Annotated in this window: 26 protein-coding genes; 15 read left to right on the top strand and 11 right to left on the bottom strand. The window is 61.1% G+C overall.

Features of this window, described 5'->3' with window-relative positions:
- Nucleotides 1-94: 94 nt before the first annotated feature.
- Nucleotides 95-2,182 (top strand): hypothetical protein, encoded by a 2,088-nt coding sequence (locus JL2886_RS08260; RefSeq protein WP_065271572.1) that lies wholly within the window; start codon nt 95-97, stop codon nt 2,180-2,182.
- Nucleotides 2,183-2,221: 39 nt separating this feature from the next.
- Here JL2886_RS08260 and trmD read toward each other — a convergent pair whose 3' ends face one another.
- A complete protein-coding gene (gene trmD, locus JL2886_RS08255; protein ID WP_065271571.1) occupies nt 2,222-3,019 on the bottom strand; it encodes a tRNA (guanosine(37)-N1)-methyltransferase TrmD in 798 nt (265 codons plus the stop codon).
- 55 nt (nt 3,020-3,074) lie between these two features.
- On the opposite strand from trmD, the gene JL2886_RS08250 reads away from it, so the two are divergent.
- On the top strand, nt 3,075-4,130 hold the full coding sequence (locus JL2886_RS08250; protein WP_082996038.1) for a phosphotransferase family protein: 1,056 nt from the start codon (nt 3,075-3,077) through the stop codon (nt 4,128-4,130).
- Between the two features lie 31 nt (nt 4,131-4,161).
- Here the strand turns inward: JL2886_RS08250 and rimM are convergent, their stop codons facing one another.
- From rimM to ffh, 7 genes are all read right to left on the bottom strand, one after another.
- Entirely contained in the window at nt 4,162-4,665 is a 504-nt protein-coding gene (rimM, locus tag JL2886_RS08245) for a ribosome maturation factor RimM (RefSeq protein ID WP_065271570.1), read from the bottom strand.
- Between the two features lie 129 nt (nt 4,666-4,794).
- The gene (gene bluB, locus JL2886_RS08240) at nt 4,795-5,451 is read right to left on the bottom strand and encodes a 5,6-dimethylbenzimidazole synthase (protein ID WP_065271569.1); all 657 of its coding nucleotides are present in this window, start codon (nt 5,449-5,451) and stop codon (nt 4,795-4,797) included.
- Between the two features lie 4 nt (nt 5,452-5,455).
- A complete protein-coding gene (rpsP, locus tag JL2886_RS08235; RefSeq protein WP_065271568.1) occupies nt 5,456-5,833 on the bottom strand; it encodes a 30S ribosomal protein S16 in 378 nt (125 codons plus the stop codon).
- 58 nt (nt 5,834-5,891) lie between these two features.
- Nucleotides 5,892-6,191 carry a chorismate mutase gene (locus JL2886_RS08230; protein WP_065271567.1) on the bottom strand — a complete coding sequence of 100 codons (300 nt, stop codon included), beginning with the start codon at nt 6,189-6,191 and terminating at the stop codon, nt 5,892-5,894.
- A gap of 1 nt (nt 6,192) precedes the next feature.
- Nucleotides 6,193-6,795 carry a GNAT family N-acetyltransferase gene (locus JL2886_RS08225; protein ID WP_065271566.1) on the bottom strand — a complete coding sequence of 201 codons (603 nt, stop codon included), beginning with the start codon at nt 6,793-6,795 and terminating at the stop codon, nt 6,193-6,195.
- The gene (locus JL2886_RS08220; RefSeq protein WP_065271565.1) at nt 6,795-7,340 is read right to left on the bottom strand and encodes a GNAT family N-acetyltransferase; all 546 of its coding nucleotides are present in this window, start codon (nt 7,338-7,340) and stop codon (nt 6,795-6,797) included. The genes JL2886_RS08225 and JL2886_RS08220 overlap by 1 nt, the downstream gene beginning before the upstream one ends.
- Nucleotides 7,341-7,346: 6 nt before the next feature.
- Complete coding sequence (gene ffh / locus JL2886_RS08215) at nt 7,347-8,885, bottom strand: signal recognition particle protein (RefSeq protein WP_065271564.1); 1,539 nt, start codon at nt 8,883-8,885, stop codon at nt 7,347-7,349.
- A gap of 315 nt (nt 8,886-9,200) precedes the next feature.
- On the opposite strand from ffh, the gene JL2886_RS08210 reads away from it, so the two are divergent.
- On the top strand, nt 9,201-9,740 hold the full coding sequence (locus JL2886_RS08210) for a prolyl-tRNA synthetase associated domain-containing protein (protein WP_237028439.1): 540 nt from the start codon (nt 9,201-9,203) through the stop codon (nt 9,738-9,740).
- A 49-nt stretch (nt 9,741-9,789) separates the two neighbouring features.
- The gene (gene rpiB, locus JL2886_RS08205) at nt 9,790-10,239 is read left to right on the top strand and encodes a ribose 5-phosphate isomerase B (protein WP_065271563.1); all 450 of its coding nucleotides are present in this window, start codon (nt 9,790-9,792) and stop codon (nt 10,237-10,239) included.
- A gap of 98 nt (nt 10,240-10,337) precedes the next feature.
- Here rpiB and JL2886_RS08200 read toward each other — a convergent pair whose 3' ends face one another.
- Nucleotides 10,338-10,919, bottom strand: a complete 582-nt coding sequence (locus JL2886_RS08200; RefSeq protein WP_065271562.1) for an FMN-dependent NADH-azoreductase — start codon at nt 10,917-10,919, stop codon at nt 10,338-10,340.
- A 130-nt stretch (nt 10,920-11,049) separates the two neighbouring features.
- Between JL2886_RS08200 and JL2886_RS08195 the strand changes: the two genes are divergently transcribed.
- Nucleotides 11,050-11,928, top strand: a complete 879-nt coding sequence (locus JL2886_RS08195) for a LysR family transcriptional regulator (RefSeq protein ID WP_065271561.1) — start codon at nt 11,050-11,052, stop codon at nt 11,926-11,928.
- Entirely contained in the window at nt 11,916-12,827 is a 912-nt protein-coding gene (locus JL2886_RS08190) for a DMT family transporter (protein WP_165832694.1), read from the top strand. Before JL2886_RS08195 ends, JL2886_RS08190 begins: the two co-directional genes overlap by 13 nt.
- Nucleotides 12,828-12,845: 18 nt before the next feature.
- Here JL2886_RS08190 and JL2886_RS08185 read toward each other — a convergent pair whose 3' ends face one another.
- A complete protein-coding gene (locus JL2886_RS08185) occupies nt 12,846-13,196 on the bottom strand; it encodes an ArsR/SmtB family transcription factor (RefSeq protein ID WP_065271560.1) in 351 nt (116 codons plus the stop codon).
- 275 nt (nt 13,197-13,471) lie between these two features.
- On the opposite strand from JL2886_RS08185, the gene JL2886_RS08180 reads away from it, so the two are divergent.
- The 7 genes from JL2886_RS08180 to JL2886_RS08150 all read left to right on the top strand — a co-directional run bounded on the left by JL2886_RS08180 (nt 13,472) and on the right by JL2886_RS08150 (nt 17,163).
- Nucleotides 13,472-13,816: an AtpZ/AtpI family protein gene (locus tag JL2886_RS08180; protein WP_197492345.1), complete on the top strand. Its 345-nt coding sequence runs from the start codon at nt 13,472-13,474 to the stop codon at nt 13,814-13,816.
- Nucleotides 13,817-13,856: 40 nt separating this feature from the next.
- Nucleotides 13,857-14,660: a F0F1 ATP synthase subunit A gene (locus JL2886_RS08175; protein WP_065271559.1), complete on the top strand. Its 804-nt coding sequence runs from the start codon at nt 13,857-13,859 to the stop codon at nt 14,658-14,660.
- 83 nt (nt 14,661-14,743) lie between these two features.
- Complete coding sequence (locus tag JL2886_RS08170; protein ID WP_008205040.1) at nt 14,744-14,980, top strand: F0F1 ATP synthase subunit C; 237 nt, start codon at nt 14,744-14,746, stop codon at nt 14,978-14,980.
- Between the two features lie 85 nt (nt 14,981-15,065).
- Nucleotides 15,066-15,614 (top strand): F0F1 ATP synthase subunit B', encoded by a 549-nt coding sequence (locus tag JL2886_RS08165; protein WP_065271558.1) that lies wholly within the window; start codon nt 15,066-15,068, stop codon nt 15,612-15,614.
- A gap of 4 nt (nt 15,615-15,618) precedes the next feature.
- Nucleotides 15,619-16,179, top strand: coding sequence for a F0F1 ATP synthase subunit B (locus tag JL2886_RS08160; protein WP_065271557.1), 561 nt, complete (start codon nt 15,619-15,621; stop codon nt 16,177-16,179).
- A gap of 211 nt (nt 16,180-16,390) precedes the next feature.
- Complete coding sequence (locus tag JL2886_RS08155) at nt 16,391-16,597, top strand: hypothetical protein (RefSeq protein ID WP_065271556.1); 207 nt, start codon at nt 16,391-16,393, stop codon at nt 16,595-16,597.
- A gap of 191 nt (nt 16,598-16,788) precedes the next feature.
- Nucleotides 16,789-17,163 (top strand): CZB domain-containing protein, encoded by a 375-nt coding sequence (locus tag JL2886_RS08150; RefSeq protein ID WP_065271555.1) that lies wholly within the window; start codon nt 16,789-16,791, stop codon nt 17,161-17,163.
- A gap of 53 nt (nt 17,164-17,216) precedes the next feature.
- On the opposite strand, the gene JL2886_RS08145 is transcribed toward JL2886_RS08150, so the two are convergent.
- A complete protein-coding gene (locus JL2886_RS08145) occupies nt 17,217-17,987 on the bottom strand; it encodes a FadR/GntR family transcriptional regulator (RefSeq protein ID WP_065271554.1) in 771 nt (256 codons plus the stop codon).
- 205 nt (nt 17,988-18,192) lie between these two features.
- Here JL2886_RS08145 and JL2886_RS08140 point away from each other — a divergent pair, with 205 nt between their 5' ends.
- On the top strand, nt 18,193-19,452 hold the full coding sequence (locus JL2886_RS08140) for a PLP-dependent aminotransferase family protein (RefSeq protein WP_065271553.1): 1,260 nt from the start codon (nt 18,193-18,195) through the stop codon (nt 19,450-19,452).
- A 51-nt stretch (nt 19,453-19,503) separates the two neighbouring features.
- A complete protein-coding gene (locus JL2886_RS08135) occupies nt 19,504-19,791 on the top strand; it encodes a hypothetical protein (protein WP_065271552.1) in 288 nt (95 codons plus the stop codon).
- Nucleotides 19,792-19,801 lie beyond the last annotated feature (10 nt).

Genomic DNA, 19,801 nt, shown 5'->3' with positions numbered 1-19,801 from the left:
GGCTACCGTTTGGGGGAATTGATAGATCAAGTTGTTGCGCCGGCTCTTTCTGGCCGTGCTGTTTAAATGTGCCTCATGGGTAGGAGGAGTGACCATGCCTTTCAAAAAGCTGGATATTTTCAATAGTGAGCAAAGCTACAAGGCGGAGCTGAAGAAGGAACTCAAAAAGCTCGACGCGAACCTGAGCGAGTTTCATTACTACGATCAGGTGGCGCTCAATGGCGCGCCGCAGACTATTCTGGTGGTCGGAGAGACCGCCGCGCCGTTGCTGAAAGAGCTGAAAGCCAAGGCCAAGACGCACGCCGTCGGCCGCTGTTTTGTCGAGGATGGCACCCTGAAGCTGAGCCCGGTCAAGGGCAAGATTCTGGAAAAGAATCTGAAGCCGGTCATGAAGGGCACGCAATTCGCCTACAAGATCGTGGACGCCGATGTGGACGCAGGCGGGGCGGACAGCGCCGATGGTAAGTTCGAAAAACGGCTGCAGGCGGTGGTGTCGCGGTTTGACAAGATCAAGGGCAAGATCACCGACGAGGAACGCAAGGAGCTGCGCATCCTGTTCGGCCAGATTGAGGAGCAGAAGGACAGCGCGGTGGACAAGGCAGCCGCGATCTTGAGCAAACTCAACACCCGGATGGAAGAGCTGATTGGCCTGATCGGCGGCGGATCAGAGGCGTCGCGTGAAGAGGTCAACGCCAAGACCCGGCTGAAGGCGACCACGGCCCGCTTTGACAAGGTCAAAGGCAAGATCATGGATGATGAGCGCAAGGCGCTGCGTCAGCATTTTGCCGCCGTCGTCGAGCATTTCAAGAAGGGTGAATGGGCCGAGGGACAGAAACGGCTGGAACTGCTGGATAAGGAAATGGTCGGCTATGTGAAGGAGGCGCTGGCCTCCGAAGAGCAGAGCGTCGAGAAGCGGAGCGCGGATTTTGACAAGTCGGATGCGGGCCAGGCCGCCAAGATGCTCGCGTCGCGCATCAAATCCGAGGCTGAAAAGCTGAAGAAACTGGAGGCTGCCGTGACCCGCGAGGCAGGTGTGCTGAAGGATCTGCAGGACACTCTGTCGGGGCTGACCAAGCCAAAGGATATCGCCTCCAAGCAGCGACAGGTCGAGGCCAGTTCGAAGCGGCTCGACACGGCAAGCAAAGTGCTTGAGACCTCGCGCAGCGAGCTGCTGGACAACATCGAGAAAATGAAAAGCGAGAAGCTGGAGAAGGAAAAGGCATTCGTCACCGCGCTGGGCAATATCAAATCACGCATCTCGGCGCTGGATGAGATGCTGGACAGCGTGCCGGTGGATCAGGCCCGCTCCCAGATCGAGGCGCTGATCAAGAAACAGGCCGAGGCGCAGGCCTGGCAGGAGGAGAGGCTAAAGGCCGAAGAGGGTGGCGAGGGACATGGCACCGGCCGCCACGGCGCACAGACCGGGATGGAGCGGCAGGCGATGCGCGCTTCAACGCAGGATGGCGTCACGCCGGATCAGGATGGTAATACTTCGGGCGTCAGCCGCCAGGAAAAGGGGGTGACACAGACGGAAACCTGGAACCAGGTCAAGGTCACCTACACCGAAGAGGACGGCAAACGCGTGATCGCTGACATCGACAAGACCGCGCAGAATATCGTCAACAAGTTCGACAGGACCCAGTACAGCGGCGGCAAAGGGTCTATGTGGGCCACGCCGGTTCTGGAAAAAGAAGCGGTAGAGGCAGCGCTGGACGTGGCCAACAAGCTCAAGGATTTCACCCATTGGGCCGAGGGCAACACCTCGGACCACACGGCGGTCACCACCGAGTTCAAGAATCTGACCGTGCTCTTGGGCAAGCCATCCAGTTCGGTTGGCTGGGGCTACGCGGTTGAGCGTGATGGTGACGCTGTCGATGTGTCCACCGTGAAGAGCGAACTGGAGAAATTCGAAACCGGCGCACAGACCATGGATCAGCTGTTCAAGGCGCTGAACGTCAAGTTCATCGAACGCGATGGCGGGGTGAAGATGATCCCGCATTGCCGGGTGGTGCTGGAGCGCAGCGCAGGCGGCGGCGCCTGGAAGCTGAAGACGCATTATCCCGACGATAGCATTTCCTCGGGGCAGCTGGGCTGGGAGACCGAGCGCAAGCAGTCCAAGGGGGACATCACCTTCCGCAAGGGGACGGACCTGACCGTCAAGAAGAACAACGCCGCGCCCTGACGCAGTAGGGCCGGGGGCTGTATAGGCGCCGCCCCCGGATCAGTCCTGCTTGGTCTCGCAATAGGCGTCCCACAGGTCCGGGCGGCGCGCCTTGGTGATCTCTTCGCTCATCTGGTGACGCCACTCGGCGATCTTGCCGTGGTGGCCGGACATCAGGACCTCGGGGATCTCGCGACCCTTCCATTCGGCGGGGCGGGTGTATTGCGGATGTTCCAGCAGCCCGGAGGAAAAGCTTTCCTCCTCGGTTGAGGCTTGGTTGCCCAGGACGCCGGGGATCAGTCGCACGGTGGCGTCGATCAGGGCCTGCGCCGCGATTTCGCCGCCGGTCATCACGAAATCGCCGAGGCTGACCTCCTGAATGCCATAGTGTTCCAGCACGCGTTCATCGACGCCTTCGAACCGCCCGCACAGCAGGGTCATGCCGTCGCAACGCGCGAGGTTCTGCATCATCTTCTGATCCATGCGCCGCCCGCGCGGCGACAGGTAGATCAGCGGCCAGTTGCCCTGCACCCCATCCATGGCATGGTCGATCGCCTCGCCCAGCACATCGGGGCGCAGCACCATCCCGGCGCCGCCGCCTGCGGGGGTATCATCCACGTTGCGATGCTTGCCGACGCCGAACTGGCGCAGGTCGATGGTCTCCATCTGCCACAGCCCTTCCTGCAGGGCCTTGCCGGTCAGGCTTTCGCCCAGCACACCGGGAAAGGCGGTGGGAAACAGGGTCATGATCTTGACCTTCCACACCCCGGCCAAATCCGGAGTCGGTGTCATCAGTTCACGCGGTTTCAGCGTTGGGCGGATCGCCTTGCGGCCATGGGATTTTGTCGGGTTGCTCATATCCCGTTGTTTAGTTGAAACTGGGCCGGTCGCAACAGAAAGCTTTGCCCCTGCCATGCCCGATGAAATGATGAACCGGCTGCCTGCCTTCCACCAGAAGCCATCCGTGGCAGAGGTGGAGCAGCGTGCGATGGCCCTTTGGCCGGGGATTGCCGCAGACGCGGGCCTGCCGCCGGATGGGGCCGCTTTCAGCATGATGCAGGTGAATTCGTCCCGGCGGGACAGCCGCGCGGTTCTGGGGATCCGGACGGCTGACGAACGGCGTTTCGTGCTGCGGGCGGATTTTGCTGAGGGCAATCTGGCGGCCTTGCGCGCCCACCACGACCGCCATCGTGCGGCGGCGCAGGCGCTCCGGGAGGTTCTGGGCGTCAATGTGCCGGAGCTGGTCTGGCTGGATCCGGAGCGTCCCATCGCGCTTTTTGAGTTTGCGCCCGGGGAAACCGCCTATCGCGAGTTGTCCTTTGCGGACCACGGTCTGGGCAATAGGGAGGTTCTGCTGCGCCGGATTGGCGGTGCCGTGGCGCAGTTGCATGCGGCCGGAGCGGTGGAGCAGCGCCGGTTTTGGCCAAAACCGCATCTGGCGCGGGTGCAGGGCCGGGCCGCCAAGGTGCGGGCGGGCGATTTGCAGATCCGCAGGTCAAATAGGTTTTTAGGCCTCTGTGCGATGCTGCACCGCTTCGCGCGGGAGGCGCGAGGGCTGCCCTATCAGGCGGCGCTGCAGCATGGGGATCTGCATTTTAGGAACATCCTGATCACCGAGGATCTGGTCTCATTCATCGATTTTTCCAACGCCCGGTTTTCCCTGCCGCATTCGGATATTGCCAATCTCTGGTTGGCGAACTTGCCCGACCATCTGGCCACAGGGGGCGGCGCGCAGGGGAAGGCGGTTGGATTTGGCAGCGTCGCGTGCAGCGACTGGGCCGCCTTTGAGCAAGGCTACGGGCAGGCCGTGACGCAAGATCCGGTTTTCCGGTTCCTGTTTCTGCATCGCCTCTACCGCTCATGGCTGCGCCTGCCCGCGCCGGGCGCAGATCTGCAGGCGCGGGACAGCACCCTTCTGAGCGGGGTGGAGATGGTTTTTGACTGGTTTCAGAAAAACGATCGTGGCTGAAACATAAGGGTCGGGGAGCGTACAGCCCGGCTCAGAACAGCCCTTCGGGTGGGTCGGCGATGATCCGGCCCTGTTCCAGATCCACTGTCGGGACCGCCGCAAGGGTAAAGGGCAGCAGAACCGTGTTCTTCATCCCCGGGCCGTGCAGTTCCAACAGATCGGCAGCGCCGTGGTTCTGTACCGATTTCACCTGCCCCAGCAGGGTGCCGCCGGTATCATAGACATCAAGACCGATCAGGTCGGCATGATAATACTCATCATCCGGCAGGCTTGGCAGGCGATCGCGCGGGGCAAAAAGGCGCAGCCCCTTCAGCGCATCGGCCTGTTCCTTGGTCTCCACCCCGCCAAGGCGCGCAGCAAAGCCGTTTTTGACTACCGATGTCAGTGACACGGTATAGCTCTGGCTGCCGTCCTCGGAACTGAGCGGGCCATACGTCGCAATGTCCTCGGGATTGGCGCAAAAGCTTTTCAGGCGGACTTCGCCTCGTACCCCAAAGGCGCCGGCCACCGCGCCGATGCAAATCAGATCGCTCATGGCTGTATCCTGTGTAACTGTTGATCGCAGACCGGTTTCATCCAACCCTATCTGAGCCATTGGGGTGTTCATGACAAGGCGAAGTTTCGCTGGCCGCCTCCAAGAGGTCGGCAGATGCCGGCTTGGGGATCAGCGGGTTTCGACCGGCAGGCCGTCCCGGCGGCTTTCCCAGCCTTGCTGTTCCAGTTCCGGGGTCTCGTCCTCGGTGACTTCGGGGTGGCCAATGCAGAAATAGCCGATCAGCTGCCAACCTTCCGGGGCCTTCAGATCGCGGTTCAGCTGCTCGGGATCCAGCACCGAGACCCAGCCAAGGCCCAACCCTTCGGCGCGCAGCGACAGCCAGAACAGGGTGATGGCGCAGACCACGGAATAACGCCGCATTTCCGGCATGCTGCCTGCGCCCAGACCGTGCCCCTTGCTGGTGGCATCGTCGCAATAGATCGCCAGTTGCACCGGCGCCTCCTGCATGCCCGAGAGTTTCAGCCCGGCGTAACGTTCGGCTTGTGCGCCAGAGTAGCCTTGCAACGCTTCGGCGTTGGCGGCCTTGAAATTCTCAAGGGCTGCGGCGCGGGCGGTATCGCTTTCGATACGTAGAACGCGCCAGGGTTCGCTGAGCCCCACCGAAGGCGCCAGCAGAAACGCAGAGAGGCAGCGCGCAAGCACTGCCTCGTCCACAGGGTCCCTGCGGAAACGGCGCACATCGCGCCGAAGCCGCATCAACCGGTCCAATTCGCTGCGAAAGCCCTCAGGGAAGGCGCCCTGATCACGGGTCTTTCGCAGCGTCATGGTCTTATTCCGCGTCTGCGGGTGCTTCAGCGGCTTCAGCAGCTTCGGCGGCCTTGGCGGCTTTCTCTTCAGCGCGCTCCTGAGCTTTCTTGCCGGGAACAGCTTTCTTGGGGTTGTTGCGTTCGGTTTTGGCGCGCACACCGGCGGCTTCCAGCATCCGGGCGATACGGTCGGTGGGCTGGGCGCCCTTGTCGAGCCATGCCTGAACGCGCTCCATGTCCATTTTCACGCGCTCTTCGCTGTCTTTCGGCAGCAGCGGGTTGTAGGTGCCGAGCTTCTCGATGAAGCGACCGTCACGGGGCATGCGGCTGTCAGCAGCCACGATGCGGTAGAAGGGACGCTTTTTAGAGCCGCCGCGGGCCAGACGAATTTTCATTGCCATGGTTTCATTCTCCTTTGATGGCGTTGAACGGGATTTCCGGTTGTCGGATCAATCCCGCTTATTCTTGGTGTTTCTTATGGTGGCGAATGACCTCATCAATGATGAAGTTCAGGAACGCCTTGGCAAATTCAGGGTCGAGGTCCGCCTGAGTTGCCAGGTCTTCAAGCCGTGCGATCTGCTTTGCCTCGCGGGCCGGATCGGACGGGGGAAGGTCGTGTTCGGCTTTCAGCTTGCCCACTGCCTGGGTGTGCTTGAAGCGCTCGCCGAGGGTATAGACAAGGATCGCGTCCAGCCGGTCGATGCTTTCGCGGTGCCCTTTCAGGATTTCGGCGGCGCGTGCAACAGGATCATTGCTCATGTCAGTCAATGGCCCATCCTTTCGGTTTGAACAGCGGGTCGGCGTAGTGGCTGATTTCCATCTCGATGCCATGGGCAATCTGGCTGCCCTTCAGCACCTCGGGCGAGGGATGCCGGTAGACCGCGTCGCTGCCGTCGATGGTCTCGGCATCATTGTCCTTCTTGGCGCCAAGGCGTTCGGCCAGGCGGATGGAATCGAGGTTCTTGGGGTCGATGTAGCTGACCGCCCCATCCCAGCCCAAGGTGTCGTAGAAATATCTCCGCGCGGCGCTGGTCGCCTCCAGCGCGTAGCCCTTTCCAGCCTTTTCAGGCCAGATGATCCAGGCGATTTCACGCTCGGGCCAGCCTGCGGGTTTCCAGCCGCCCGCCATGCCGTAGGTCTCGTCCGTGACCTTGTCGTGGATCATCCACATGCCAAAGCCGCGGATCTGCCAGTGGCCGATTTCAGCGGCATACAGCATCCAGGATTCATACGGGTTCAGCGGCCCGCCCATGAAACGCGCGCGATAAGACGAAAATGTCGCCTTAAAGTTCGGATAATCCTCGGGCTCGGGGCCGCGCAGGATCAAACGCTTGGTTTCAATGGTCGGGATGGTGGCTGGCATCAGGCATAAGCCTCCATGCCGCCGTCGGTGACCTCTGCCGGGGACAGGTGACGCCAAAGCTCCAGCGTGCCAAGGCGCGGATGGGTGTAATCACCATCGCGGCGCGCACCCAGGCGTTTTGCCACCGCGCGCGAGGCGTGGTTTTCCGGGTTCACCAGGCTGATCACGGTGTCCCACCCCAGAACGTCATAAGCAAAAGAGCGCGCAGCTGTTGCCGCCTCGGTGGCGTAGCCTTTGCCGCCGAAACCTTCGAACAGGTCCCAGCCGATTTCCGGCTCGGGCCAGCCATGCGGGTTCCACAGGCCAATGTTGCCCGCAACCTTGCCGGTGGATTTTTCATCCACCATCCAGCGGCCGTAGCCCAGCATGTGCCAGTGACCGATCTCGCAGGCGAGGTGGCGCCAGACCTGCTCGGGCTTCATCTGGCCGCCGACGTAGGTGGCGCGTTCGGACGCATAGAATTCGCACATCACGTCGAAGTCCGACAGTTCCGGCGCGCGCAGGATCAGGCGTTCGGTTTCGATGGTGGGAATAGTCACGGTCATGAGCTGTTACTTCTTCTTGCCAAAACCGGAGAGACCACCGGGCAGTCCGCCCATGCCGCCAAGACCTGGCAGACCGCCGGGCAGGCCACCCTTGCCGCCCATCGCCTTGGCTGCGGCTTCCAGCGCCTTGGGGTCCATCTGGCTGGGATCCATGCCGCCGGGCAGACCACCTGCCATATCGGGCATACCGCCGCCTTTGCCAAACATGCCCTTCATGGCCTGTTTCAGCATCTTGCCTTTGCCCATCTTGCCCATCTTCTTCATCACATCCGCCATTTGGCGGTGCATCTTCAGAAGCTTGTTGAGGTCGGAGACCTCCATGCCGGAGCCGGCCGCGATGCGTTTCTTGCGCGAGGCCTGTAACAGGGCAGGGTTAGCGCGTTCTTTCTTGGTCATCGACTGGATCATGGCGATCTGGCGCTTCAGCACCTTGTCGTCCATGCCGGAATCCTCGACCTGTTTGGCCATCTTTGCCATGCCGGGCATCATCTGCATCATACCCTGCATGCCGCCCATCTGGAGCATCTGTTCCAGCTGCATCTTCAGGTCATTCATATTGAAATGACCCTTCATCATGCGCTTCATCATACGCTCGGCCTGTTCGGCCTCGATGGTTTCCTGGGCCTTTTCGACCAGCGCAACGATGTCGCCCATTCCCAAAATCCGGCCCGCGATCCGGTCCGGTTCAAAGGTTTCGATGGCGTCCATCTTCTCGCCCAGGCCGACAAAGCGGATCGGCTTGCCGGTGACGGCGCGCATCGACAGCGCCGCACCGCCGCGACCGTCGCCGTCCATCCGCGTGAGGACCACGCCGGAGATGCCGATCTTGGCGTCGAACTCCTCGGCGACTTCGACCGCGACCTGACCGGTCAGACCGTCGACGACCAGCAGGGTTTCACGCGGCGAGACGACATCGCGCACGTCTTCGACTTCCTGCATGAGGACTTCGTCGATCTGCAAGCGGCCGGCGGTATCCAGCATATAGACGTCATAACCACCCAAGGCCGCCTGCTGTTTGGCGCGCTTGGCGATGTCGACGGGTTTCTGGCCCTGTACGATGGGCAGGGTGTCGACGCCGATCTGGGTGCCGAGAACAGCCAGCTGGTCCATCGCCGCCGGACGATAGACGTCGAGCGAGGCCATCAGGACCTTCTTGCCGTCTTTTTCCTTCAGCCGTTTGGCCAGCTTACCGGTGGTGGTGGTCTTACCCGAGCCCTGCAGACCGACCATCAGGATCGGTGCGGGCGGGTTGTCGATTTTTAGCGCGCCGGGATCGCCTTCGCCCTGCAGAGTCTCGACCAGCGCATCGTGCACGATCTTGACGACCTGCTGGCCGGGGGTGACCGATTTGGTCACGGCCTGACCGGTGGCCTGGTTTTGCACCTTCTTGACGAATTCGCGGGCGACCGGCAGCGATACGTCCGCCTCCAGCAGCGCGACGCGCACCTCGCGCAGGGCGGTCTTGACGTCTTCCTCGGACAGGGCGCCCTGTTTCGTCAGCCGGTCAAATACACCGGAAAGGCGTTCGGATAGATTTTCAAACATGCCTTGCGGCCTCCTTGAGCCGGTTACGGTTTCCTGCCCCCGAATGTAGGGACCATGACGCCCATGCACAAATGCCCCCACGGGCGTAACACGCTGGTGGAGGGCGATCCCCGGCGAATGCACGGGGACCGGAAGACTCGGGCGATCTTCCGGAAAGTTGGCTGTCGATACGCCGGATGGGGGCAGGAGTCAACCGCGCGGACCAGAGCAGACCGGTGCAGAGCGCGCCTGCGATGGGGCCGCATTGTGCCTGCGGCCGATTTGCGGCAATAGAGGTGCCAACTGGACAGTTCAGATAGAGCGGAATATGAGCCTATGGAAGCGAAAGTGGACGCCACAGTCGATCAACATGATGACATGCCTGTTTCCTCGGACGCGCTCTTGGCGCGGCTGGCGGATTGGGGGCTGACCTACAGGCTGCATGAACATGTGCCGCTGCGCACCGTGGAAGAGGCCAAGACGGTCGAGGCCGACATGGCCGAGCCGGGTGTCTCGGCGCTGAAGATCAAGAACCTCTATTTGCGTGACCGCAAGAAGCGGAATTATCTGATCTCGGTCGAGCAGGACCGCGAGGTTGACCTCAAGGCACTGGGCAAGGAGATCGGCGCGCCCGGGCTCAGCTTTGGATCGGCAGACCGGTTGATGGAGCATCTGGGCATCCGGCCCGGCGCTGTCAGCCCGCTGGCGATGATCACCGGCGTCGAAAAGAACGTGACATTCTATCTGGATCGCGCCGCGCAGGACGTGGATGTGATCAACATGCATCCGCTGGTCAACGACCGCACCGTGGTCATGCCGCGCGGTGATCTTCTGGCATTCTTCGACCGCATCGGGGTTGCGGTAAACTGGATCTGAGGCACAGCCGCCGTCTGATCCGCAACATCATCAAGGGAACACCTTTATCATGGCAGACACCAAACGTATCGTTCTTTCCAGCGATCATGCCGCGATCGACATGCGGCAGGCCATCGCCAAGCATATCGAGGCACAGGGCTGGGAGGTGGTTGACATCGGCCCGACCACGCCGGAAAGCACCCATTACCCCAAGCACGGCGAAGCAGCGGCGCAGAAAGTGGCTTCGGGCGATTGCGACCTGGGCATCATCCTTTGTGGCACCGGGCAGGGCATCATGATGGCCGCGAACAAAGTCAAAGGCATCCGCTGCGGCGTTTGCTCTGACCCGTTTTCGGCCCGGATGATCCGCGAACACAACGATGCCAATATCCTGTCGATCGGTGCCCGCGTGGTGGGTGAAGGTCTGGCGCTGGAGATCGCTGACGCTTTTCTGTCTGCCGAATTCGAAGGTGGCCGCCACGCAACACGCGTCGACATGATCAAAGAGATCGAGGCCTGATCGCCCGGCCTGTTGCCATTCAGGCAGCATTTTAAACGCAAAGAGCCCCCGATGCGGGGGCTCTTTTGTTTTTTGTGTGTCCCGAGAAGGGCCGGGGATCAGGCCGCCAGCGACTCGATCTGGGTGTTGGCGCGCGCCAGGGCTGCATCCGCATCGACGGCCAGCGTGTCAGCTGCCACGATTTCGACGTCGGTGATGCCCATGAAGCCCAGCATGTAGCGCAGGTACCCGGAGGCAAAGTCGATGGAAGAGCCGATTTCGGTGCCGCCGGAGGCGAGGGCGATGATCGCGCGCTTGCCCTCCAGCAGGCCAACCGGGCCTTGATCGGTGTATTTGAAGGTCACGCCGACGCGGGCAACCAGATCGATCCAGGCCTTGAGGCTGGAAGCAACGGCAAAGTTGTAGATCGGCGCGCCGATGACCAGTGTGTCTGCGGCTTTCAGTTCTTCCACCAAGGCATCGGACTGGGCCAGAAGCTGTTTCTGCTCGTCGCTGCGCTGATCGGCCGGTGTGAAGTTGGCGTTGATCCAGTCCTCGCTCAGCATCGGCAGCGGCGTGGCCAGATCGCGGCGGACAACTGTGTCTGCTGCCAGGCGGTCAACGATCTTGGCGCTGAGGTCACGGGACACCGAACCTTCGCGGCGGGCCGAGGAGTCGATATGCAATACGGTCTTGGTCATTGTCTTTTTCCTGTTCACGAGTGAAGCTCTGCTATTGAGATGTACGATTGCAAAACTGAACACAATCGCTGATAAATCACAGCTCGTGTGCGTGCGTGCGCAACTGGGTAATTTGCAGACGGAGACCGGAATGGAAAACTGGGATGAGGTGCGTACGGCCTATCAGGTGGCTCGCATGGGAACGGTCAGCGGCGCGGCAGAGGTTCTGGGGGTCCACCACGCCACGGTCATCCGCCATATCGACGCAATCGAAGCCCGGATGGGGGTGAAACTGTTCCAGCGTCACGCGCGCGGCTATACCCCGACCGAAGCGGGGCAGGATCTGCTGCGGGTGGCGCAGACCACGGATGATCAGTTCAGCCAGCTGGCCGGGCGGCTCAAAGGGCAGGGGGATGAAGTCACGGGTGAACTGGTGGTGACCTCTCTGTCGTCCCTGTCGCATCTTCTGGTGCCGGTGCTGACCGAGTTCCAGCAGATGCATCCTGGATTGATCATCCGCTATCTGACCGGTGAGCGCCTGTTTCGGCTGGAGTATGGTGAGGCGCATGTGGCGCTGCGGGCAGGCAATGCCCCCGATCAGCCCGACAACGTGGTACAACCCTTCCTGAGTCAGCGAGTGGGGCTGTTCGCCACCCAGAGTTACGTGGATAAGCACGGCATGCTGAACGGTGTCGAGGATCTGCCGAACCACCGTTTCGTCGGCAGCGACAACGCAGACAGCCGGGCGCCCTTTAACAGGTGGCTGCGGGATCACACGACGCCCGAGACGATCATGTTCCGCTGCACGGACGGTGTTGCGATGCAGGAGGCCATTCTTGCCGATGCCGGGATCGGTTTCATGTCCCTGTGGGAAGCCGCCCGGCACAGCAATCTGGTGCCGATGATGGAGCCGTTGAAGGAGTGGGAAGGCAGCCTGTGGCTGGTCACCCATGTCGATCTGCACCGCACCAACAAGGTGCAGAGCTTCCTGAAGTTCCTGAAGGAAAGGTCGAAAGAATGGGTGGCCTGACCCCGGCGCTGCGCGGCCACATCGCCATGCTTTTGTTTTCGGCTCTGGTGGCGGGGTCTTTCTCGCTTGGGGTCATGGTTGCCAATGAAATCGCCCCGGCGGCGCTCAACGCGGCGCGGTTTGCCCTTGCGGCGGTGCTGATCGGCGCTGTGGCGCTCGGCACGCGGAAGTTCCGCGCCAGCCATTTTCGCGCTCCATGGCGGTTCCTGGTGCTGGGCGGACTGTTCGCGGCCTATTTTGTGCTGATGTTCTATGGGCTGAAGACAGCGGATCCGGTCAGCGCCTCAGCGGTCTTTACCCTGACCCCGGTGATGAGCGGCGTCTTCGGCTGGATCCTGCTGCGGCAGGTGACAACGCCGCGTATGGCGCTGGCGCTGGCCATCGGAGCCACTGGCGCGCTCTGGGTCATCTTCCGCGCCGATTGGTCCGCCTTCACCGCCTTTGAGATCGGCCAGGGAGAGATGATCTATTTCATCGGCTGTGTCTCGCACGCGGTCTATACCCCCATGGTGCGCAAGCTGAACCGGGGCGAGCCTGCGGTGGTCTTTACCTTCGGGATGCTGATCGCTGGCGGGGTGATCCTGACCGTCTTTGGCTGGAACGATATCCGCAGCACGGATTGGATGAACCTGCCGGGCATTGTCTGGATCGGACTTTTCTATCTGGCGATCTTTGCCAGCGCGACGACCTTTGTCCTGCTGCAATACGCAACCCTGCACCTGCCCTCGGCCAAGGTCATGGCTTATACTTATCTGACGCCCAGCTGGGTGATTGTCTGGGAAATTGCGTTGGGGCGTCCGGTGCCATCTGGGCTGTTGCTGGTAGGGATCGCTCTGACGGTCATCGCGCTGGTGCTGTTGCTGGAAGATGACGCGAAACCGGCCCGCGCCCCGACCTGAGGGGCGGGCCCGATGGGATTATTCGCTGGCCTCTGCCGTATCGCTGCCGAGTTCGGTGGCGAGAAACCGTTCAAAGGCATCAAGGTTCACCGGCTCGAACTGGCCAAAACCCTGCATCCAGACCGAGGCGCTGCGCAGGGCGTCAGGTTGCAGCTTGCACCATTTCACCCGGCCGCGTTTTTCCTGCGCGATGAGCCCGGCCCGGGTCAGAATGGTCAGGTGCTTGGAAATCGCAGCCAAAGACATCTCGAAAGGATCGGCCACATCAGTGACGGCCATGTCGTCTTCGAGCAACATGGTCAGGATCGCCCGCCGGGTGGGATCGGCGAGAGCGGCAAAGACGGTATCGAGATCGGCGCGGTTAGTCACCCTTTGGCGTTAGACGCAGCGCGCCCACCGGTCAAGGCCCAGCATGCTCTGTCGTATAGCGCGCTTAGGCGCTGTTTTCTTACTTAACCGAAAAGTTGAATAAGGGTTTTTACCCGGAATCGACGCATCTGGCCTCCTGTTCGACAAACCCGGCGATGGCGATGGTTTGGAATGTGGTTTAATTTCAATGCGGTAGACTGCTTGTCGCAGCCCTATCTGGGCAATTGACTCTGAGCCCCGCACCCCTTAGCACCCTCTTCAGAATTCACGTGAGGATGGCGCCCGTGACAGATGACGACCAAAAGCAGCGCATGGCGCAGCTGGAGGCAAAGCTGGCGGAGGCGCGTAAGGCCCAGGAGCCCAAGCCGCGCGTGGATGAACACTACTCTCTGGCCAATCAGGCCTGGCGGATGGTGATCGAATTGGTAGCCGGTCTCGGGATCGGCTTTGGCATCGGATACGGGCTGGACCACCTGTTTGGAACCCTGCCCATCTTCATGGTGCTGTTCATAATGCTGGGGCTTGCCGCCGGGGTGAAGACGATGCTTCGCACGGCGCAGGAGATCCAGAACGAGAAACTGGCCGAAGAGGCCGACAAAAATGCGCAAGACCGGGGCTGACCCCAAGGGGGAAGGCACTGGCGACAGGAGACACGGACAGATGGGCAAGATTTTCTTTTACGCGGCACTGGCGCTGGCCCTTGTAGCAGGGGTTGTGTTTGCACCCGAGCATGCCGCCCTGGCGATCCACCCGATGGATCAGTTCATCGTGACCCCGCTGTTCGGCGGTGACCACATTTCCTGGTACACCCCCACCAACGTGACCCTGTGGATGGGCCTCGCAGTCGTCGCAGTCTTCGCGCTGCTGGTTCTGGGCTCTTCGCGCCGCGCCATCGTGCCGAGCCGCGCCCAGTCGGTTGCGGAACTGGCCTACGGCTTCATCTACAAGATGGTTGAAGACGTTGCAGGCAAGGACGGTGTGAAGTTCTTCCCCTACATCATGACCCTGTTCATGTTCATCGTGATGGCGAACTTCCTGGGTCTGCTGCCTATGTCCTTCACCACCACCTCCCACATCGCCGTGACCGCGGTTCTGGCTGCGCTGGTGTTCTTCACCGTGACCATCGTCGGTTTCGTCAAGAACGGCGCCGGTTTCCTGGGCCTGTTCTGGGTGTCGAGCGCGCCGCTGCCGCTGCGCCCCATCCTGGCCATCATCGAACTTATTTCCTACTTCGTTCGCCCCGTCAGCCACTCCATTCGTCTTGCGGGTAACGTCATGGCTGGCCACGCGGTTCTGAAGGTGTTCGCAGGTTTTGCCGCTGCTCTGGGCGCATTCAGCTTCCTGCCGATCTTTGCCATCACCGCAGTTTACGCTCTCGAAGTTCTTGTGGCCTTCATCCAGGCCTACGTCTTTACCATCCTGACTTGCGTGTACCTCAAGGACGCACTGCACCCGAGCCACTAAGGCAGGATCGTTCCCTCATCCGGGTGAGCTGTCCGGCTCACCCGAGACCCTAAATCACCAATTCCATCGTAAGGAGAAAACCCATGGAAGGCGATATCGCACAACTCGGTCAGTTCATCGGCGCAGGCCTGGCAGCAATCGGTTCCGGCGCAGCCGCAATCGGTGTGGGCCACGTAGCCGGCAACTTCCTGGCAGGCGCTCTGCGCAACCCGTCGGCAGCCGCCGGCCAGACCGCAACTCTCTTCATCGGCATCGCCTTTGCAGAAGCTCTGGGCATCTTCTCGTTCCTGGTCGCTCTGCTGCTGATGTTCGCTGTCTAAGACCTCAGGAACCTCAATCCTTACGGCCGGGCAGTGCGGATCATCGCGCTGCCCGGTGTAACGGCAAGTTCCCAAGGAGAACGACATGGCATCAAATACGCAAGAGGCAGCACACGGCGCGGCGGACGCAGCGCACGGGTCTGCACCGGGCATGCCGCAACTGGATTTCTCGACCTTCGGAAACCAGATCTTCTGGCTCGCCGTTGCGCTGGTCGTGATCTACCTCATTCTGTCGCGCGTGGCTCTGCCCCGCATTGCGGCGGTACTGGCGGAACGCCAGGGAACGATCACCAATGACCTCGCCGCGGCTGAAGATCTGAAAGCCAAAGCGGTCGAGGCCGAAAACGCATATAACAAGGCTCTGGCCGACGCACGCGCCGAGGCGCAGCGCATCGCCGCAGAGACCCGCGCGGAAATTCAGGCTGATCTGAACGATGCAATCGCCAAGGCGGATGCACAGATCGCCGAGAAGGCCGCCGAGTCCGAAAAGGCCATCGCAGAGATCAAAGCCGGCGCGCTGGAAAGCGTGAAGGTTGTGGCGACCGACACCGCAGAGGCGCTGGTTGCAGCCCTGGGCGGCAAGGCGGACGCGAAAGCGGTATCGGCTGCGGTCGATGAACGGATGAAAGGATAAGGACATGCGCACAGTTCTGGCAATTGCCCTGACCCTTGGCGCCACTTCCCCGGCCTTTGCCGCAAGTGGTCCGTTCCTGTCCATGAGCAACACCAACTTTGTTGTTCTGATCGCGTTCCTTCTGTTCGTCGGCATTCTGCTGTTCGTGAAGGTGCCGAGCCTGCTGGGCAGCCAGCTGGATTCGCGCGCCGAAGGTATCCAGAAAGAGCTGGACGAAGCCCGCGCCCTGCGGGAAGAAGCCCAGACCATCCTGGCCTCCTACGAGCGTAAGCAGCAGGAAGTCCAGGCGCAGGCCGACCGCATCGTTGCGGCCGCCCGCGAGGACGCCGTCAAAGCCGCAGATGAAGCAAAATCCGATCTGGAAACCTCGATTGCACGCCGTCTGGCTGCAGCCGAAGAGCAGATCGCTTCTGCCGAAGCATCGGCTGTGAAGGAAGTGCGTGATCAGGCCATTTCCATCGCGGTTGCAGCTGCGGATCAGGTTATCGCCAAGCAGATGACTGCAACCGAGGCGAACAAGCTGATCGACGCGGCCATCGCGGATGTGGACGCCAAACTGCACTGATCCAAAGTCAGTTTAAAACCTTAGAAAACCCGGGCGATAACGCCCGGGTTTTTGCGTTTCCGGGGTCTTCTGCGGGTCGGGACCGTTTCCCATCCTTTTGGATAGGAGGGCTAACCCGTCAGCATCGCTGACTGTTCTCCTGCCGTGCTGCGGCGCGCAGGCCTGTCGGGTATGGTGGATTAAGCAACGTTCAAAGGAACCGGAGGACGCTATGACGCCGCAGCAAAGCCGCCTGAAGACATTTCACCCGATGGGACCGTCGGGTGCGTTTGAACCGCTGGCAATCGCCGTGGCGCTGGAAACCGCAGGTGCAAGCATCATCGACACGCAATGCCTTGGCGCCTTGGGACCGGTTCGCAAACGGCTGGCAGAGACCGATCCGTCGCGTGGCTTCCTGATGGATTTTGCAGCCGCCTGAAGAAAGTTAAAACGGGTTGCAACGCGCCCCTTCTCCCGCCCGGATGGACGTCCCTGTGCTCTCTCCACAGGTGGCGCCACCGGGCCGGTAGTATTTCCCGGATCGGCAGCCCGGCGGCGTTAACCATCATTTACGTATGCTCGGTTATGGTTTTATGGTTGTTATGAGTAGCAGTTTTGAAAGGTGTCCGGATGGACAAGGTAGATCTGGACCGGCAGATTAAAGACGCGGTCGGCGCGCATGGATGCTGGAAACTACAGCTGAAAGAGGCCGTTGCGACCGGGAAGCTGCCTTGGTCGGCAGAGCAGATTTCCCAGGACGACCAATGCACTTTTGGAAAATGGCTGGTAAAGCTGCGTCAGGATCCCGAAATCGGTGACTCTCCGTACTTTCGGGCTGTAGCGCAGGCGCATAGTCGTTTTCATCAGGCGGCGGGTCATATCGCGACCTGTGTGGAAAAGAACCGGCGGGATGCGGCGGCAGAGCTGCTGAGCAGTGGCGATTTTCAGAAGATCGCGGATCGGCTTGGCAAGGCGATCATCGACTGGCGGAAAAGCCTGCACTAGGCGCAGATGGCTGTGTCGCGTGGGCGCAGTCATCCAAAGTCCGCCCGTCTGGGTCAGGATTTGCTTTTTTCGTGTTCCAGCCGCTGCCGGGCAACATCGGCGTTCCGCTCGGCGCGCTGGTGGTCCATCAGGGCCTGTTTCACATAATCCAGATGCCGTTCCACGGCTGCGCGCGCTGCCGCGGGATCACGCGCCTGCAATGCGGCATTGATGGCTTCGTGTTGCTCCAGGATCGCCTCATACGAGGTATACTGCTGAAACATGACCTTGCGATTGTAGAACACCCCTTCGCGCAGAAGATCGATCATCGACCGCATCATATGCAGCATCACCACGTTGTGGCTGGCATCCATGATCGCGGAATGAAACTGCGCATCCAGCTTTGCCGCTTCTTCGGATTCGGCGGGGTTTCCAGCGGCTTTCATCTTGTCAAAGATGGTCTGGATCACTTTCAGATCATCGTCTGACCCCAGCCGCGCTGCGCGTTCGGCGGCCAGACCTTCCATGTCGCGGCGGAAGGACAGGTAATCGAACAGCGCCTCATCATGGCTGGAAAACAGCTGCACCAGCGCGGGGGAAAAGGCCGAGCCCAGAACATCGCCGACAAAAACACCGGATCCTGCTTTCGAGGTCAGAAGCCCGCGTTCCTGCAGCTCGCCGATGGCTTCGCGTAGCGAGGGGCGTGATACGCCCAGACGTTCCGCTAGTTCCCGCTCGGCCGGCAGGCGCTCACCAGGCGACAGGATACCTCGCAGAATCAGCTGCTCGATCTGGCGCACGACCGAGGTCGAGAGTTTTTCCGGCTGAACTTTCTGAAACGGCATCGGAGCCTCGGGATCTGTGTATTGCAGGACGGGAGTGGTTTTCCCGAATTGGTCAAATCATATGACCGCATCTCAGGCAAGACCGCAAGTCATGCGCAAGATCCATAAAATCCCGATCACCTTTTTGAAATAAAAGGTCAGTTATATTGACTTACCTGAAAGAAAGATTGCCAATCGCCCAAAGGCGTGCCGTCAGGAGGGTCTCATGCAGCTGAAAGACATATTTGCCAGTCGTGCGATGCGGATGAAGGCGTCGGAAATCCGCGAGTTGCTGAAACTTCTGGATCAGCCGGGCATTCTGTCCTTTGCAGGTGGCATTCCCGACCCGAACCTGTTCCCGGCCGAGGCTTTTGCCGAAGCGTTCCAAGGCGCCTTGTCCGGCGGACAGCAAGCACAGTCCCTGCAATATTCGGTCAGCGAAGGATACCTGCCGCTGAAAGAATGGATCGTTGGCCAGATGGCGCGCATGGGCGTTGACTGTGATCCGGACAACATCCTGATCACCTCAGGCTCGCAGCAGGGGCTTGATTACCTTGGCAAACTGTTCCTGTCGCCAGGGGACACCGCGCTCGTGACGGCGCCGACCTATTTGGGGGCGCTGGCGGCCTTCAACGCCTATGAACCGCGCTATGATCAGCTGAACCTTTCCGGGAACCGTACTGCACAAAGCTATCGCGATGGCGCCGCACAGAATGGTGGGGCGGTCAAATTCGCCTATTTGTCAGCGGATTTTGCCAACCCGACTGGGGAGACCGTCGGTCAGGCCGACCGGGAACGTCTGCTGGATCTCGCCGAAGACCTGCAATGCGCCATCGTCGAAGACGGTGCCTATCAGGACCTGCGCTATGACGGCGATCCGGTGCCGCCCATTCTGGCGCTTGAGCTGGCGAAGAAGGGAACGCTGGACAACTGCCGCACAATCTACTGCGGCACCTTTTCCAAGACCCTGTCGCCCGGGCTTCGCGTTGGCTGGATCGTCGCGGCCCGGCCGGTGATTGCACAGATGGTGCTGATCAAACAGGCGGCGGATTTGCACTCACCAACCCTGAACCAGATGGCGGTAAACACCGTCGCACGACAGCAGTTCGACAGCCATGTGGAAAAGGTCCGCGCCGCTTACAAGGCGCGCCGGGATGCCATGCTGCGCGCGCTGAAGCAGCACATGCCGCCGGGCGTGGATTGGACCCGCCCCGAAGGCGGGATGTTCATCTGGATTACTCTGCCTGCGGGGCTGGACGGGGCACAACTTCTGGCGCGCTCGCTGGACAGCGTGAAGGTGGCCTTTGTGCCCGGTCAGGCCTTTTTTGCCGATGGCGGTGGCCCCAACACGATCCGGCTCAGCTACTCGGTGCTGGATGAGGCGGCGATTGAAGAGGGGATCGCTCGTCTGGCCCGTCTGATCGCAGAGACTCTGGCAGAGCAGGACGCTGTGTCGCCTCGGCAGGTCAGCGCAGAGGTGGTATAATCTCCTCCGAGGCTCTCCTATCGAGGGCGAGGAAGCAACCGTGAGGCGGCCATGCGTGTACTGAGTCTTCTGTGCGTTCTGCTGGTGGCGGGCTGTGATACCCCGAGTGCGCATTTCCGGGGTATTGCGCCTGCGCGGATTACGGTTGAGGGCAGCGCCTTTGATATCCGTCAGCGCGGAACTCTGGTCGAGGCGGTGCGCATCAACCCGCAATATGCGCCCCGGCTGGGACCACTGCGGCACCGGGCCAGACGGGCAATGGCGGCCTCGACCGGCTGCCGTGTCCTCTGGGTCAGCGGTGATCAGGCGGTGCTTGTCGGGCGTTTGTCCTGCCCGTAAAAGGCCAGTT

The sequence above is a fragment of the Phaeobacter gallaeciensis genome, assembly GCF_001678945.1.
Lineage (GTDB): Bacteria > Pseudomonadota > Alphaproteobacteria > Rhodobacterales > Rhodobacteraceae > Phycobacter > Phycobacter gallaeciensis_A.
Note: the sequence above shows the minus strand (reverse complement) of the source record. Positions and strands in the feature narration are given on the sequence as shown.

What these genes read in the sequence shown, in the direction of transcription:
- bluB (WP_065271569.1), bottom strand. Translation starts at nt 5,451, where the DNA reads ATGACGCTGCGAAAGACCCGTGATCAGGGCGCCTTCCCTGAGGGCTTT.
- JL2886_RS08250 (WP_082996038.1), top strand. Translation starts at nt 3,075, where the DNA reads ATGCCCGATGAAATGATGAACCGGCTGCCTGCCTTCCACCAGAAGCCA.
- JL2886_RS08190 (WP_165832694.1), top strand. Translation starts at nt 11,916, where the DNA reads ATGGGTGGCCTGACCCCGGCGCTGCGCGGCCACATCGCCATGCTTTTG.
- rpiB (WP_065271563.1), top strand. Translation starts at nt 9,790, where the DNA reads ATGGCAGACACCAAACGTATCGTTCTTTCCAGCGATCATGCCGCGATC.
- JL2886_RS08155 (WP_065271556.1), top strand. Translation starts at nt 16,391, where the DNA reads ATGACGCCGCAGCAAAGCCGCCTGAAGACATTTCACCCGATGGGACCG.
- JL2886_RS08160 (WP_065271557.1), top strand. Translation starts at nt 15,619, where the DNA reads ATGCGCACAGTTCTGGCAATTGCCCTGACCCTTGGCGCCACTTCCCCG.
- rpsP (WP_065271568.1), bottom strand. Translation starts at nt 5,833, where the DNA reads ATGGCAATGAAAATTCGTCTGGCCCGCGGCGGCTCTAAAAAGCGTCCC.
- JL2886_RS08225 (WP_065271566.1), bottom strand. Translation starts at nt 6,795, where the DNA reads ATGCCAGCCACCATCCCGACCATTGAAACCAAGCGTTTGATCCTGCGC.
- JL2886_RS08135 (WP_065271552.1), top strand. Translation starts at nt 19,504, where the DNA reads ATGCGTGTACTGAGTCTTCTGTGCGTTCTGCTGGTGGCGGGCTGTGAT.
- JL2886_RS08220 (WP_065271565.1), bottom strand. Translation starts at nt 7,340, where the DNA reads ATGACCGTGACTATTCCCACCATCGAAACCGAACGCCTGATCCTGCGC.
- JL2886_RS08210 (WP_237028439.1), top strand. Translation starts at nt 9,201, where the DNA reads ATGGAAGCGAAAGTGGACGCCACAGTCGATCAACATGATGACATGCCT.
- JL2886_RS08260 (WP_065271572.1), top strand. Translation starts at nt 95, where the DNA reads ATGCCTTTCAAAAAGCTGGATATTTTCAATAGTGAGCAAAGCTACAAG.
- JL2886_RS08175 (WP_065271559.1), top strand. Translation starts at nt 13,857, where the DNA reads ATGGGCAAGATTTTCTTTTACGCGGCACTGGCGCTGGCCCTTGTAGCA.
- JL2886_RS08180 (WP_197492345.1), top strand. Translation starts at nt 13,472, where the DNA reads ATGGCGCCCGTGACAGATGACGACCAAAAGCAGCGCATGGCGCAGCTG.
- JL2886_RS08145 (WP_065271554.1), bottom strand. Translation starts at nt 17,987, where the DNA reads ATGCCGTTTCAGAAAGTTCAGCCGGAAAAACTCTCGACCTCGGTCGTG.
- trmD (WP_065271571.1), bottom strand. Translation starts at nt 3,019, where the DNA reads ATGAGCAACCCGACAAAATCCCATGGCCGCAAGGCGATCCGCCCAACG.
- JL2886_RS08195 (WP_065271561.1), top strand. Translation starts at nt 11,050, where the DNA reads ATGGAAAACTGGGATGAGGTGCGTACGGCCTATCAGGTGGCTCGCATG.
- JL2886_RS08200 (WP_065271562.1), bottom strand. Translation starts at nt 10,919, where the DNA reads ATGACCAAGACCGTATTGCATATCGACTCCTCGGCCCGCCGCGAAGGT.
- JL2886_RS08165 (WP_065271558.1), top strand. Translation starts at nt 15,066, where the DNA reads ATGGCATCAAATACGCAAGAGGCAGCACACGGCGCGGCGGACGCAGCG.
- JL2886_RS08150 (WP_065271555.1), top strand. Translation starts at nt 16,789, where the DNA reads ATGGACAAGGTAGATCTGGACCGGCAGATTAAAGACGCGGTCGGCGCG.
- ffh (WP_065271564.1), bottom strand. Translation starts at nt 8,885, where the DNA reads ATGTTTGAAAATCTATCCGAACGCCTTTCCGGTGTATTTGACCGGCTG.
- JL2886_RS08140 (WP_065271553.1), top strand. Translation starts at nt 18,193, where the DNA reads ATGCAGCTGAAAGACATATTTGCCAGTCGTGCGATGCGGATGAAGGCG.
- rimM (WP_065271570.1), bottom strand. Translation starts at nt 4,665, where the DNA reads ATGAGCGATCTGATTTGCATCGGCGCGGTGGCCGGCGCCTTTGGGGTA.
- JL2886_RS08170 (WP_008205040.1), top strand. Translation starts at nt 14,744, where the DNA reads ATGGAAGGCGATATCGCACAACTCGGTCAGTTCATCGGCGCAGGCCTG.
- JL2886_RS08230 (WP_065271567.1), bottom strand. Translation starts at nt 6,191, where the DNA reads ATGAGCAATGATCCTGTTGCACGCGCCGCCGAAATCCTGAAAGGGCAC.